The organism is Streptomyces sp. NPDC016851, from assembly GCF_055562795.1.
This window is the reverse complement of the sequence record NZ_JBVHEP010000016.1, coordinates 78,674-92,163: the sequence shown is the minus strand read 5'-3', so window position 1 is coordinate 92,163 and position 13,490 is coordinate 78,674. Positions and strand designations below refer to the sequence as shown.

The window sequence follows — 13,490 nt, the reverse complement described above, 5'->3', positions numbered from 1 at the left end:
CGGCCCTGTCACGGCATTCCTCCTGTGGGGACCGGCTGCCCGGTGTTCTGGTCGCTGAACGTTCCGAGGTTCCGCCCCGCCAGCACGTTGGGCACGTATCTGTTGATCTGCAGGCCCGTCGAACCGTCCGGATTCGTGCCGTAGGCGGTGATCTTGAATCCGATCGGTACGGTCCTCGAGCCACTGTACGCAGGCGTCACCTGGTAGAAGACTGCCTGCCCCGCCTGGACGGCGGCCGCGACCTGGTTCTCGTAGTTCTTCATGTTGTTGGCGCCTTGAGCCGAGCCGTTCTGCCAGTCGTTGGCTCCACGAGCGCAGGTGGCCAGGTTCTCCAACTGGGTTCCCGAGCCGCTGAGCTGCTTGCCGAGCAGGTGGCACGCGTTGATGTTCCGCTCCACGGGGACAGCCCCCAGGAATCCGGCGGTGCGCTGTGCCCACTTGTATCCGGGCGGTGCGACCACCTTGGGGTTCGTCCTGGTTCCCTTGTGGGTGTCGAGGTACGACTTGGTCAGGCACGCGGTGGCGCCGGTGGAACGGTTGCCGTTCTTCGTGTCCAGGTCACCGTGCTCGACCCAGCCGCCCGAGCCGCTGCTGCAGTCGCCTCCGGTCCGCGTGTCGTCCTTGGGCGCCGGCCCTCGCGGCGTGGGCTTGGGCTCCGGCTTGGGCGCTGCCTCCTCCTTCGACTCGTCGGACGTGTCGTCGGAGGTGTCGTTCGCCACCTCGGTGGCGACGTAGGCCACGGCGGCGACGACGACCACCGCTGCCACCACCGCGACACCCACCGGGCCCAGCGACAGCGCCGGCATGGCCAGGGCGAACCAGTGCCCGTCCAGTTCGACGTTGCTGGTGGGGTTGCCGCCGGTGAAGGCGTAGCGGTTGCCGGTGAAGGGGTCGGTGCCGAGGCCCATGTCCGCCAGGGCGCCGTTGTACATGTCCCGCGAGGTGAACCGGTTCAGGCCCGGGTCGTAGTCGCGGAAGCCCATGTCGTAGGTGCCGGACTGGGCATCCCACCGCTTGGCGTTGTAGCGGTAGGGGTTGAACGCCTCCTTCGTCGGGTCGGCAGCGTCCGGCTTGTCGATGCCGGTGAACTCGGAGGTGTCTTCCGAGCCGTAGGCGGTGTAGCCGTAGGTCGCCTTTGTGTCACCGGTGTCGGTGGTGAGGGTCTCGACGTCGCTCTGGCTGTTGTAGCCGTAGTGCGCGTCCTCGCTCGTCCCGTCGCTGTTGCGCTTGACCATGGAGAGCCGCTGGCCCCACGGGCTGTACTCGTAGGACTTCGTCAGCGCGCCGGCGACCTCCTCGTTCAGGACCTCGTCGGACATGCCGAGGTACTGGTAGTCGGTGGTCTTGCCGTTCGCGGTCTTGGCCGTGGTGCGGTCGAGCGGGTCGAACGTGTAGGTCGTCGACTTCATGGTGCCGTCGGCGCCCCGTTGCTGGGACTCGACGACGTGGTCGAAGCCGTCGTACACGTTGCGGGACTGGATCTTTCCGTCAGCGGTGACCGACTCCTGCCGTCCGAAGGGGTCGTAGGTGAAGTTGGACGTCACTCCGTTCGTGGTGGAGGTCTGCAGCCGGTTGCGGTCGTAGGTGAAGTCCGTGGACTCGTTCTTGACGGTCTGGCTGACGACGTTGGCGTTGTCGTCGTGGACGTAGCTCTCCGTGCCGGCTCCCGTGCCGGTCTTCACCGCTTGCGCCAGCCGGTCGGCCGGGTCATAGGTGAGGTTGGTGGTCGAGGAGAGGTACGCCGTGCGGTTGTCGGCGTTCATCTTCTTCGACACGTCCTGCGCCAGGTTGCCGTTGGCGTCGTAGGCGTAGGTGTGCGAGGAGACCAGGGTGCCGTTGGGCTTCTTCTCGGTCTGGGTTTTCGCCGTGCCGTCCCGGTAGTAGGTGTGGTCGACGGTGTTGCCGTTCGGCTTCGTCTCCTGCAGCGGCAGTCCGCGGTCGGTGTACGTGTACGAGGAGACATGCGGGGACTGATCCGTGGCGGAGTCGCCGACGGAGACCGTCTTGACCAGCTCACGCAGGTCGTACGTGAACTTGGAGTGCTGGTCGGGGTGGCTGATCGTCTCCGGCTGGCCGTTGATGTCGTACGAGTAGGTGGTGGCCTTCTTCTCCTGGCCGGCCAGCGCCTCGGTGACCTTCTGGACCTGGTTGAGGCCGGTGTAGGTCAGGGTGTACGCGTCGATCCTGGCACCGGACGAGGTGTCGTCGATCGACGCCAGGTTGCCGTTGAGGTCGTAGGCGTAGGTGAAGGTGTGCTTCTCGGTGTCGGTGTCGCCCGAGTTGTCGCGCACCAGCTTCACACCGTCGGCGACCACGGCACCGCCGCTGTTCTGGAACAGTTGCAGCTTGGCGGAGTTGCCCTGGGTGAAGGTGTGGGAGCCCAGCGGGACCCAGGTCCCGGCTCCTGTCGCCTGGCTGATCGTCTTGTCGGTGGTTCCCGAGGCGTGGGTGACCGTGTACTTGGCGGACGTGGCCGCTCCTGACACCTGCGGGTACTTGACGTAGACGGTGTAGGTGCCGTCCCTGGGGATGTTCAGCGTCCAGGTGAACGCGTCGGTCCCTGCTCCGGCGGCGTGGACCTGGTGGTTGTGGCCCTGCTGCCCGGTGGCACTGGCCTTGGTCCAGGTGCCGGTCGAGCTGGTGTTCTGAGTGTCGGAGTTGTCGACGATCGGGACCGCGGTGCCGACCGGCACGCCGTCGTCCGTCTTCGACTTGAGGCGGCCGTTGGGGAAGTAGCTCCATCCCATGGTGCGGTTGAAGGAGCCACCGGCCGAGGTCAGGGTGCGGGCGGTCTGCTGACCAACGTCGTTGTAGTCGTAGGTGGTGGTGATGTCCCAGGGGTCCGTGGACGACCTCAGCCATCCGTTGTCGAAGTACTCGTAGGTGGTGTCATTGCGGACGCTCTGGCCCTCGGAGGGCGGCAGCGAGGTCTTCGCCACACGGCCGACCTCGTCGTAGACCGTCTCGCTGTACACGTTCGGGTCGTTGTAGCGGGCGTCGCCGGGGGCGTACGGCTGGTACTGCTTGGTCGGCCGGTTGAGGGCGTCGTACTCGGTACGCCTCTCGAAGTCGCCCGCCGTCGCGGTCTCGGTGCCGCGCGGGCTGATCGCCTTCGTGACGTTGCCGACCTGGTCGTACTCGGTCCTGGAGACGCGGTAGGTGGTGCCCTCGTGAGGCACCTTCACCTCTGTCTGCTTGCCGCGCTCGTCGTAGGTGACGAACGTGGTGTTGCCCTCCTGGTCTGTGGTCTCGACCGCCAGGCCGTCCTTGTCGTACGTGCTCGACGTGAACTTCCCGGCGGCGTCCGTGACCCGCACGACGCGGTGGTTCAGGTCGTACTCGCTCTTGGTGGAGTAGTCGGTGGTGTCGGCGGTCGCGTTCTTCTTGGGGTCGATGACCGTGACGACGTCGCCGACGTTGTTGTACTGGTAGGCGACCTTGTCCCCGGCGGCGTTGACGACCGAGGTCAGCTGGTAGATCTCGTTGTAGTGACTGGTGGTGAGGTAGTCGCCCGGGACGGAGGGGGTCGCGGTGCCCTTGGGCTCGGTGACCGTCTTGACGTTGCCGACCTTGTCGTACGTGTAGGCCGTGGTGCGTTCGGGAGCGGTCGGCGAGTCCTTCGGCGCGGTCGCGGAGATGACCTGGTCCGCGGCGTCGTACACCGCCGTGGACACTGCGCCGTTGGGCGCCGTGACCGTGGTGGCGTTGTTGTTGGCGTCGAATTCCGGGGCCGGAGTGGTGATCAGCTCGGCCTCGTCCTGGTCCTTCGGCACGGTCGAGACCAGCGGACGCCCGAAGGTGTCGTAGTCCTGCCTGGTCGTCTTGCCCCGCGCGTCGGTGACCTCGGTGACCTGACCGCGCTCGTCGTACACGTACGAGGTGGACTTGTTCAGTGCGTCGGTGATCCTCGCCGGGTAGCCGGTCGGCCCGAAGTCACTGTTCGTCGTCGGATTGCCGTTGGCGTCGACGGCCTTGGTCAGCTGCCCGTAGGAGTCGTACTCGTACTTCGTCGTGTAGTCGTCCGGGACCGTCGTCGTCGCGACACCCTTGGGGTCGGTGACCGTCTTCAGGTTGCCGAACGTGTCGTAGCCGAACTGCCACGTGCGGCCCTCCGGGGAGGTCTTGCGGAACAGGTCGGCGGAGTAGCCGTCCGCACGGGTCTGGTACTCGTACCTGACGGCGCTGGCCGGCCACTTGGAGGTGTCCGTCACGCACGTGGTCGTCGGGTCCGGGACACCCGACTTGTTGTTCTCCGCGTCACGCTTCCAGAGCGGGTAGCCCGTCTTCTGGTCGTAGCAGTACGCGGTCTTCGCCCCGTTGTCCTCCTCCAGGTACGTGACGTTGTTGTCCGCGTCCCAGCTCATCTTGACGTTCTGGGACTTGGCGTTGGTCGTCTGGACCGGGCGCCCGAAGTCGTCCGTGACGTACTTCGTGGCATGTGTCTCGGCGTCCGTGACGGTGGTGTCGGTGAACTTCGTGTTCGTGGTGTTCGCCGCGTACCCGAAACCGGTGTTGCCCTGCAGTCGGTCCGTGATGGTCTTGGTCCGCCAGTGGTACTTCGGATCGTCACCGGCCTGCGGCGCGTAGTACGCCAGCTGAGTGCCGTTGCCCCGCGGATCGGTGGCCTTGACCAGCTTGACGTTCTTGTTGCCCTGGGTGGCGTCGTAGGTGAACTTGAAGACCTTCGGCTGGGGTGAGCCGTCACCGTCGGTGAACCGGCCGAGCAGGCCCTTCGTCGTGTAGAAGAAGGAGATCTTACGGACCGGCAGGCCCGGGGCGGACCCGGAGATGTCCGTGATCGACTTGACGTGGTCGTAGATCTTCGAGTTCGTCAGGTTCGAACCGGTGACCTTGGCGCCCGTGTCGTCGATGTACTCGTAGGACGCGTCGCCCTTCTTGTAGTACTCGACCCGCAGGGACTGCCGGCCGGCGGGGTCGGTGATGTACGTGAGGAACTTCGTCGGCTTGTTGTTGGACTTGCGTTCCTCGTACGTGTACGTCTGCGTGTTGCCGTTCTTGTCGACGACGGACGTCAGGTAGCCGTCGCAGCCGAACAAGAAGCGCGTGCCGTCCGGGCGCAGCAGGGTCCAGGCGTCCGGTACCGGGTCCTTGTTCGGGGTGCAGTCCAGGCCCGCTTTCATGGTGATGCGGTAGTGGACGCCCGCCGGGGCCTTCCAGGTGCCGTCGGCCTGCCTGGTGAAGACGTGCGTGGTGCCGTCGCCGTCGGGCAGACGGATCTCCGTGGCGTTGTTGTTCGGCTTGGGGTGGAAGTCCAGCGGGGCGCCCAACCGGATCGGGCCTGCCAGCTGCGCCGACCAACCCGCGCCTGACACCGTGTCGGAGGTGTCCAGCGAGTTGTACGCGAACCGGGCGGACGTGGTCAGGCCGCGGCCGGGGTTGGTGAACGCGTTGTAGGACCACACGCTGTTGCCCGAGGCGAGGTTGTTCATCACCGTCGAGCCCGCTCCGGTGTTCTTGCCGGTGTAGGAGTAGAACTTCTCGAGGCCGAGGGCGTTGGAGGTCGGGTCCTCCACCGCCACGTTCTGCTTCAGCGTCGGAATCCCACCGGTGCCGGCGGACAGCCAGCTGCCGTCGGAGACCTTCTTGACGTCCCAGCCGAGCACGTATTCGGTGCGCTTGTTGCCGGAGTCGGAGTTGATCGGCGTCTTGACCTGTGCCTGGATCGTCGCCGACTGGCCGGGGCTCAGGGCGGGTATCGCCGTGGAGAGCTGATTGCCGCCGGTGGTGACGTCCGTGCCGTCCGGGAGCTTCCACGTGTACGACAGCACCCGCTCCCCGCTCGCCCACGCACTCGAGGTGGTGTTGGTGACCGTGAAGTCCACCGTGTACGTCGAGTTGGGGGTCATGCGGGCGGGGGTCTGCGGCGCGTAGTACGTGTCCTCCGTGGTGGAGTCGACGTAGATCACGCGCAGCAGCGGACCGAGCTGGTAGTCGGACGCCTCCGACGCGAGGAACAGGCTGCGCTCCTGCGGGCCGGTGGCCGTCTCGTCCTTCAGCCTGATCATCGCGCCCTTGTTGGAGGACGGTGTCCTGGCCCAGCCCTGGGTGAGCGAGGTGGCGTCCCACCAGTGCCGGCCGACCTCGGAGACCTGGGCGACCGTGTCCGAGACCGTGCCGGAGTGGTCACCGCCGGGCGTCGTCCACGCCGTCGTCGACGTGGCGTTGTTCCAGGTGGCCGACGTCTCCGCGAAGTCCCGGGTCAGACCGCGCAGCTCGTAGATCGCACCGTTCGTGCCGGTGGTGGTCTCCGCACCCCACATGAACAGCCGCGACTCCAGCACCGTGGCCGTGGTCGGAATGTCGGAGGTGGCGAACTTCAACGCCGCGCGGGTCTTGCCGTAGGTGGTGGAGTTGTTGCCGACGCTCAGCCACTTCTGGCCGACGCCGAAGGACTGGATGGCGTCCTGGTTCGTGGTCGGCTGCGCGGACGACAGGGTCGTGTCCGTCACCCCCGATGTGCCCTGGATCAGCCGCATCGTGCGGCCCGCCTTCGGCACGCCGACGATGCGGGTCGGTGAGCCGAGCAGTTCGCCGCTCTTGGTCTTCACCGCCAGCTGGTAGTAGTACGAGCGGCCGATCTCGTTCGCCGAGGAGTCCGGGGTCGGTGTCGCGGTGGTGTCCGTGTAGCTGGTGGCCGCCTTGTCGATCGGCGCGACGAGCGTCGCGGCCGAGGGCGTGAAGGCCTGCTGCGTGGAGCGGTGCAGCTGGTACTCAACGATGTCCAGGCCGCTGTCGCCGGTGGTGTTGGAATACGTCTTCCACGACAGCTCCGGGCCCGTACCGTGGGTCACCGTCGGCGAGTTCAGGGTCGTGCCGACCTTGCCGTAGGTGACCGTCAGCCGCGGGATCGTGGAGGTCTCACCGCCGTAGTCGCCGTCACCGGCCTCATAGCGCGGACCGCCGGTCTTGGCGGTCGCCGACTCGTCCGTGGCCTTCAGCACGAAGCCGTGGTTGGCCGTGCCGTCCAGCCACTTCTGCACCGTGTCCGTGACCGGGAACTTGTGCCACTGGTTGTACTCGCCGGTGTTCTTCACGATCGACGCCGGGTTCACCCAGCGCACCGCGTCCGCGATCACCGCCGTCGAGCTGTCGGTGTCCCCCAGGACGACCTTGCCGGCCGTGCCCTTGGCGAAGTCGATCTGCGAGCCGCCGTTGAGGGAGGCCCACACCCCGCCCGAACCGGCCGTCTGGTCCACGGTGTAGGTGGCCGTTCCGTCCTGACCGGTCACCGTGTAAGGGGCCGCCGTGGAGCGGTCCGAGGCCGTCACATGGTGCGCGTCCACCCGGTAGGAGGCCGTCTCCGGGATCTTCGGCTGCCAGGTGTAGGTGTCAGTGGTGATCGAGTCCTTGTTGTACAGGTAGTCGCCGTCGATCCCGTACGTCTGCGCCCCGGGCTTCCACGTGCCGACCGCCGCCGTCGTCCCGGCGTCCCCGTCGTCCACCTGCACGCTCGTGCCGGACAACTCGCCCACCAGCGTGCTGGTCTTGTCCCAGGTCGCCGACAGCTCGTCCCAGGTGCCGGTGGCTCGGTAGGCGCCGATGGTGACATCGTTGGCGTTGGTGGTGTGGGCTTGGTCGAAGTACATCTCCAGGCGCGCGGTGTCGATCTGCGTGCCCGACGGGATCTCGCTCAGCGGGAACTTGATCAACGACCGGGAGGTACCCGTGTCGGTCTTGCCCGCCGACAGCTTCCAGGTGGTGTTGAAGTTCGCCGACGCCTGGTCCGACAGGACCATGACATCCTGGGAGTCGGTCGGTGACGGCGCGATCGTGATCGTCGGGTCGATCACCACCGGGTACTGCCGCTCCTTCGACGCCAGCCACTTCTCGTCCGGCGTGACGGTGAGCTTCCAGGAGTCGCCGTCCTTGGTGAGCTTCTGGGTGACCTTGGTGCTGTAGGTCCTGCCGAAGACGGACTTCTCCGCCTTCTTCGCGTCCGTCATGTACGGCGCCGGGATCACCAGCTCCGGCGTGTTCGGCAACTCGCCGTACAGCGCGATCGAGCCGTCCTTGCGCGCCTTCGGGGTCAGACCGTCCGCATCCAGCGTGAACGTGAACTTCACTGGAGTGTCGGGGCGTTCGGCCAGGGTGATGTTCTCCTTCACCCGGCCGGGGCCGACGGCGTACTGGATGTCCGCGCCGTGCACCACATCCTCGTAGGTGACCGTGGAGCCCTTGGCCGTCGGCTTGAGGTCCTCGTCCTTCACGCCGTCGAGACCGAGGGTGACCGAACGGCCGCTCGGCGACGCGAAACGCACCAGCCGGTCGGCGTCGTCACCGAACCAGGACCGCCCGTTGTTCGTGGTGTTGGCGAACTCAAAGCCCTTCGCCTTCGTACCACGCACGGCGGTGTCGATGGATTTCCAGGAGGCCTTCTTACCCGACCCCGAGCGGTACGACGTCGGCACCGCCGACAGCTCCGCTTCCACCCGGCCGTCCGACAGCTGCCAGAACCGCGCACTCTCCGTGCGCCGGCCCTTCAGCTCCTTGACCCGCTTCGCCTTCGGAGCGGCCTTGCCCTTCGGCAGCTTCTGCCGGTCGGCCATCTCCAGCTCGTCATGCGACGGCGGTTTGGCCAATTCCCCGCCATCGTCATCGTCATCCGCGAACCAGCCCTTGACGGTGTCGACAATTCCCTTGTCATCACCGTCGTCAGCGGGCGCCGCATACGCGACCTGGGGCAACGCGGTGCTCGTCACCGCGGCTACCACCAGACACGCTATCAGCCTGCCCAGTCTGGGTTTCACGCCAAACCTTTCCTCTTGCGTCATGGCATAAACATGCCGCCGGAATTAGCCCCGGCCGCAAGACACGAGTTCAGAGACCGGGGCGCCGGGTTTCTATTCATTCCGGTGACGCATTGTCAAGTGGTCGGACATTGCGGACGATCGACACTGAAAAGGTCGCCGAGTGCCCGATATTTCCCTTCGCTTGCTGTCGGCGAACAGCATCGTGTATAACCCGCCCGATTCAACTTCGAACAATCCCATTTCCGAGGGGGATAATTCATGGACGACAACACACAGGAATCCGCGACGCCGTCACTTTTCCGGCGCGCGAACCGGTCCGCTCTGATCGTGTCCGGCGTGGTGCTGGCCATCTGCGCGGGGCTCGTCACCTACGGCGTCCTCGGCACGGGCGGGAGCGACAGCAGGCCGGAGCGCCGCACCCCCACCGCCTCGGTCACCTACGAGGTGTCCGGCCGAGGCACCGCGGACATCACCTTCCAGGCCCGCAACGAGGCCGGACAGGCCACCGTCGTCAAAGCCGCCGCCCTGCCCTGGCGCAAGACCGTCGACGTTCCCCTCGGCCAGGCCCCGACCGTCAGCATCACCCTCGGCGAGAACGGCGGTCAGGCCCGCTGCACCCTCACGATCCGCGGCCGCTACATCCAAAGCGCCACCGCCAGCGGCACGTTCGGCCGCGCCACCTGCACCGGCGCCCTGCCCACCACACCCGCGACCGCGAGCTGAGCTCGCCCTTCTTCTCCCGAGGAGTTCCCTGTGCACACCCTTGCCCGGAAGGCTCTGGTCAGCGCCGCAATTCTCAGCACCCTCACCGTGATCTCCGCCTGCGGCGGGCACAACGCCCGACAGACCGCGGCCACCGACTCGCTCGAGGTGCCGCAGTCGCCGAAGGACACCACTGCCGACGCCGTCGCCGGCAGCGCGTCACCCAGCGCCTCCGGCTCCCCCTCCGCCGGCCCCTCCCCCTCCGCCTCCGGCGACGCATCCACCTCGCCCTCAGCATCCGCCTCCACATCGGCGGGCGACGCGAAGGGGACCGGACAGTCCGCGAGCGGCACGGGATCGGGGTCGGGCTCAGGGTCGGGCTCCGGCGATACGGGATCCGCGGCCCGGGCCCCCGCCGCGCCAGACTTCCCGGTGCCGGTCGAGGTGGGCGACGCGACCCAGCTGATCACCGTCAAGGCCAGCGGCTCCTACGCCACCGTCACCGCCTGGGCCAAGGGGTCCTCAGGCTGGAAAGCGCAGTTCGGCACGAGCGCGGGCCGGGTCGGCTCCAACGGCGTGACCGACGGGGCGACCCGCCGGCAGAGCACCTACACCACCCCCACCGGCACCTACACCATCACCGAGGGCTTCGGCCACGTGGCCGGCGGCACCGCCATGCCCTACCACGTGGTCACCGACGACGACTGGTGGGTGCAGGACCCCGAGTCGAAGTTCTACAACTCCCTGCACGGCGAGGCGGGCGCCGACTTCCCCCTCACCGAGTCCGGCGACCGCGGCAGCGAACACCTCATCAATTACCCCACCCAGTACGCCAAAGCCCTCGTCATCGACTTCAACCGCCGGCCCGCCACCCCCGGCCGCGGCGCCGGCATCTTCCTCCACGTCAACGGCAACGGCGCCACCGCCGGCTGCGTGTCCGTCCCCCGGGCCACCATGGACCGCATCATGAGCTGGATCACCCCGTCCGCCCACCCCCGCATCAGCATCGGCTGAGCACCGCCTCCAGCCCGTCCGCCGATCCGGGCCCGGGTGGCCGGGCCGAAAGGTCGGTGAAGGTCTACAACCTCGCGCGGGTGTGGGAGCCGTCAATCGGTCGACGGCCCGGCGCAGGTGCGTATGCGAACGAGGAAGTCGTGATCGGGGTCCGCGGACGAGCTGTGGACGGGTTCTTGGGGCATCGTCCCAGTCAGACTGCTGGGTACGGGCGGTCAGCGAAGAGGGCCTGCCGCACAGCCGCCCTCAGCCCATCCGCACGCCGCCAACGGGCAACTGCAGAAGCCCGAGAGGGTTGTGCGGGCCCGTCGTTCACGCTCCACGCCCCTTCGCATAGCGCCGCCATGCCGCTGTCGCCAGCAGGGCCGTACCCGCGCAGCCGACCAGGAGCGTTCCCCATTGCGGGACGTCCGCCGCCCGTAGGAGGCCCGCGACGCCGAAGCTCGTGTTCCAGCCTGCCTCTGTGAGGGCGGAGCCGAAGCCCTGGATGGACAGGATGGCGCCGAACAGCCAGAGCAGGCCCTGGCCTGACGTGGTGTCCGAGGTGTTGAGCCGCTGCCGCTTCGGCATGGCGGGTCCCTTCGCTAGTTTTTCGATGCGGTCGCATCACATCGTGCGGGGTCGGCGGCTACGATGCAAGTGCATCGGAAAAGTGAGGAGCGGCGCGTGCCCAAGCAGGTGGACTACGAGGAGCGGCGGCTGCGGATCGCGGAGGCGGTGTGCGCCCTGATCGCGCGTTCCGGGATGGAGGCCGTCAGTCTCAGGGACGTCGCCGCCGAGGCGGAGGTGTCCATGGGGGCTGTGCAGCGGTGCTTCCGCACCAAGGAGGACATGCTGCTCTTCGCGCTGGAGCACATCTCACAACGTGTCAGCGAACGCGCCGAGCAGCGCATCGCCGCGACCTCCACGCCACAGGCCGCGGCCACCCTGCTGTCGCACACCCTGGCCGAGCTCGCCCTGCTGGACGAGGAGTCGAGGGCTCAGGCGCATGCGTGGCTGGCCTTCGTCGGTCACGCTCCCACCAGTGCGAGGCTCGCCGCCGTCCTGCATCAGACGTACGGCAAGCTCCATGACCTCGTCGTGTGGCTCATCCGCTACGGCCAGGACACCGAGGAGATCCCGCGGGATCTCGACGCCGTCCAGGAGGCGCATACGCTCCTCGCCGTGGCCGACGGTCTCACCGTCCACGTCGTCGCGGGGCATCAGTCCCCGGAGGTGGCGTCGGCCGTCCTCCAGCGCCACGTCGACTCGCTGTTGGGACGGGCAGGCGCCCGATAGCTTTCAGCACTTTCGCCCCATATGCACCAGTGTTCTACGGTGGATACAGGTGGACAAGAACCACGCTGCTCACCCCGCACGGATCATCGAGGGGACGGCCATGACGGAGACCACACAGCGCAGAGACACCGCTACCGGCACGGGAAAGCAGGACGGCGCCGCTCCCCCGGAGGCCCGGGGAAGCACCGCGATCGCGGACACGGTCGTTGCGAAGATCGCGGGCATGGCGGCCCGGGAGATCCCCGAGGTGCACAACCTCGGCGGAGGGATGACCAGGGCCTTCGGGGCGGTGCGCCAGCGCGTGCCGGGCGGGGGCAGTGGAGTCACCCAGGGCGTGAAGGTGGAGGTCGGTGAGCGCCAGGCCGCCGTCGACCTCGACGTGGTCGTCGAGTACGGCGCCGCCATCGCCGACACCGCCGCGGACATCCGGACCAACGTCGTCAACGCGGTGGAGCGCATGACCGGGCTGGAGGTCGTCGAGGTCAACATCGCCGTCGACGACGTCCATCTGCCGGACGAGGAGGAGGACGAGGGCGAGTCCGAGCAGGAGGGGCGGCGCGTGACCTGAGGATCCGGGTCCGGCGCAGGGGTTGTCGCCGAAGGGATGCCGCCGAAGGGGGTGTCGCCGAAAGGGGAGTCACGGAACTCCCGCCAGTCGCAGCGAGGCGGTCGTGCCCGCCGCCGCCAGCACGACCGCGAGGAACGGGGCCCTGCGCCAGGCGAGCACCCCGCCGGTCAGGACCCCGAGCGGTCGGGCGGGGCCGGTGAAGGCGTGGTCGTCGGTGAGGGCGGACGTGGCGGCCAGGGCGGCGAGCAGGAGGACCGCCGAGATCTCCAGCAGTTTCTCGGCGCGCCCCGGGAGCCTGAAACGCGCACGCAGGGCCGGTCCGGAGAGGCGCAGCAGGAAGGTGCCGGCCGCCAGGGCGAGCATCGCCGCCAGCGTGGGTGTGAGGGGGAGGGCGGTGTCGCTCACCGCGTCGCCTCCTTCTTCATCCGGACGGTGAACAGGGGCAGGGCGGCCAGTGCCAGCAGGACCGGCAGGCCCGCCGGGAGGAACGGGGTGACGGCCAGGGCCAGGGCCGCGCCGGCCAGTGCCGTGCGCCGCAGGGGCCTGTCCTTCAGCGCGGGCAGGATCAGCGCCAGGATCACCGCGGGGAACATGGCGTCCAGGCCGAGTACGCCGGTGTCCCGCACGGCGCTGCCGAGCAGTGCGCCCAGCGCGGCGCCGACGGGCCAGCAGATCAGGATGCCCAGGCCGCAGAGCCAGTACGCGGCCCGTTTGCGCTCCGGCTCGTCCTGGGCGAGGGCGAAGACGACCGTCTCGTCGTTCATGAGGTGCGTGCCGAGCGCTCCGCGCCAGCCCCGCCCGAGGACGTCGTGCACCGCCAGCCCGAACGGCAGATGGCGTGCGTTGACGAGCAGCCCGGCCAGCAGCGCGGCGATCGGGCTGCCGCCGGCGGCGATGATGCCGACGAACAGGAACTCGGACGAGGCGGCGAGGACGAGCGCCCCCATCAGGACCGGGAACCACCAGGCGAACCCGGACGTGACGGCGACGGCGCCGTAGGACAGGCCGATCACTCCTACCGCCAGGCAGACCAGCGCGATGTCGCGGAGCAGCGGGCCATCCAGTGTTCGGCCCATCGCTGTCCGACCTGTTCTCCAAAACGAACGCATGATTTTTATAGTGAACATGGCTTACGATGTTCGTCAAGACGAACGAAT

The 13,490-nt window shown here is 67.8% G+C and carries 8 protein-coding genes; 4 read left to right on the top strand and 4 right to left on the bottom strand.

Annotated features, from left to right (window positions below):
- Window positions 1–8: 8 nt before the first annotated feature.
- A complete protein-coding gene (locus tag ACZ3I3_RS24785) occupies window positions 9–7,757 on the bottom strand; it encodes a golvesin C-terminal-like domain-containing protein (RefSeq protein ID WP_467368657.1) in 7,749 nt (2,582 codons plus the stop codon).
- A 1,272-nt stretch (window positions 7,758–9,029) separates the two neighbouring features.
- Here ACZ3I3_RS24785 and ACZ3I3_RS24780 point away from each other — a divergent pair.
- On the top strand, window positions 9,030–9,494 hold the full coding sequence (locus tag ACZ3I3_RS24780; RefSeq protein ID WP_467368486.1) for a hypothetical protein: 465 nt from the start codon (window positions 9,030–9,032) through the stop codon (window positions 9,492–9,494).
- A 30-nt stretch (window positions 9,495–9,524) separates the two neighbouring features.
- Window positions 9,525–10,487: a L,D-transpeptidase family protein gene (locus ACZ3I3_RS24775; protein WP_467368484.1), complete on the top strand. Its 963-nt coding sequence runs from the start codon at window positions 9,525–9,527 to the stop codon at window positions 10,485–10,487.
- A gap of 312 nt (window positions 10,488–10,799) precedes the next feature.
- On the opposite strand, the gene ACZ3I3_RS24770 is transcribed toward ACZ3I3_RS24775, so the two are convergent.
- Window positions 10,800–11,057, bottom strand: a complete 258-nt coding sequence (locus ACZ3I3_RS24770) for a hypothetical protein (protein WP_467368482.1) — start codon at window positions 11,055–11,057, stop codon at window positions 10,800–10,802.
- Window positions 11,058–11,153: 96 nt separating this feature from the next.
- Here ACZ3I3_RS24770 and ACZ3I3_RS24765 point away from each other — a divergent pair, with 96 nt between their 5' ends.
- Window positions 11,154–11,765 carry a TetR/AcrR family transcriptional regulator gene (locus tag ACZ3I3_RS24765; protein WP_467368480.1) on the top strand — a complete coding sequence of 204 codons (612 nt, stop codon included), beginning with the start codon at window positions 11,154–11,156 and terminating at the stop codon, window positions 11,763–11,765.
- Between the two features lie 100 nt (window positions 11,766–11,865).
- Window positions 11,866–12,333: an Asp23/Gls24 family envelope stress response protein gene (locus ACZ3I3_RS24760; protein ID WP_467368478.1), complete on the top strand. Its 468-nt coding sequence runs from the start codon at window positions 11,866–11,868 to the stop codon at window positions 12,331–12,333.
- 69 nt (window positions 12,334–12,402) lie between these two features.
- Here the strand turns inward: ACZ3I3_RS24760 and ACZ3I3_RS24755 are convergent, their stop codons facing one another.
- Both ACZ3I3_RS24755 and ACZ3I3_RS24750 read right to left on the bottom strand, forming a co-directional pair.
- On the bottom strand, window positions 12,403–12,738 hold the full coding sequence (locus tag ACZ3I3_RS24755; RefSeq protein ID WP_467368476.1) for an AzlD domain-containing protein: 336 nt from the start codon (window positions 12,736–12,738) through the stop codon (window positions 12,403–12,405).
- On the bottom strand, window positions 12,735–13,409 hold the full coding sequence (locus ACZ3I3_RS24750) for an AzlC family ABC transporter permease (RefSeq protein WP_467368474.1): 675 nt from the start codon (window positions 13,407–13,409) through the stop codon (window positions 12,735–12,737). Before ACZ3I3_RS24750 ends, ACZ3I3_RS24755 begins: the two co-directional genes overlap by 4 nt.
- Window positions 13,410–13,490 lie beyond the last annotated feature (81 nt).

What these genes read in the sequence shown, in the direction of transcription:
- ACZ3I3_RS24785 (WP_467368657.1), bottom strand. Translation starts at nt 7,757, where the DNA reads ATGGTCCTGTCGGACCAGGCGTCGGCGAACTTCAACACCACCTGGAAG.
- ACZ3I3_RS24780 (WP_467368486.1), top strand. Translation starts at nt 9,030, where the DNA reads ATGGACGACAACACACAGGAATCCGCGACGCCGTCACTTTTCCGGCGC.
- ACZ3I3_RS24770 (WP_467368482.1), bottom strand. Translation starts at nt 11,057, where the DNA reads ATGCCGAAGCGGCAGCGGCTCAACACCTCGGACACCACGTCAGGCCAG.
- ACZ3I3_RS24760 (WP_467368478.1), top strand. Translation starts at nt 11,866, where the DNA reads ATGACGGAGACCACACAGCGCAGAGACACCGCTACCGGCACGGGAAAG.
- ACZ3I3_RS24750 (WP_467368474.1), bottom strand. Translation starts at nt 13,409, where the DNA reads ATGGGCCGAACACTGGATGGCCCGCTGCTCCGCGACATCGCGCTGGTC.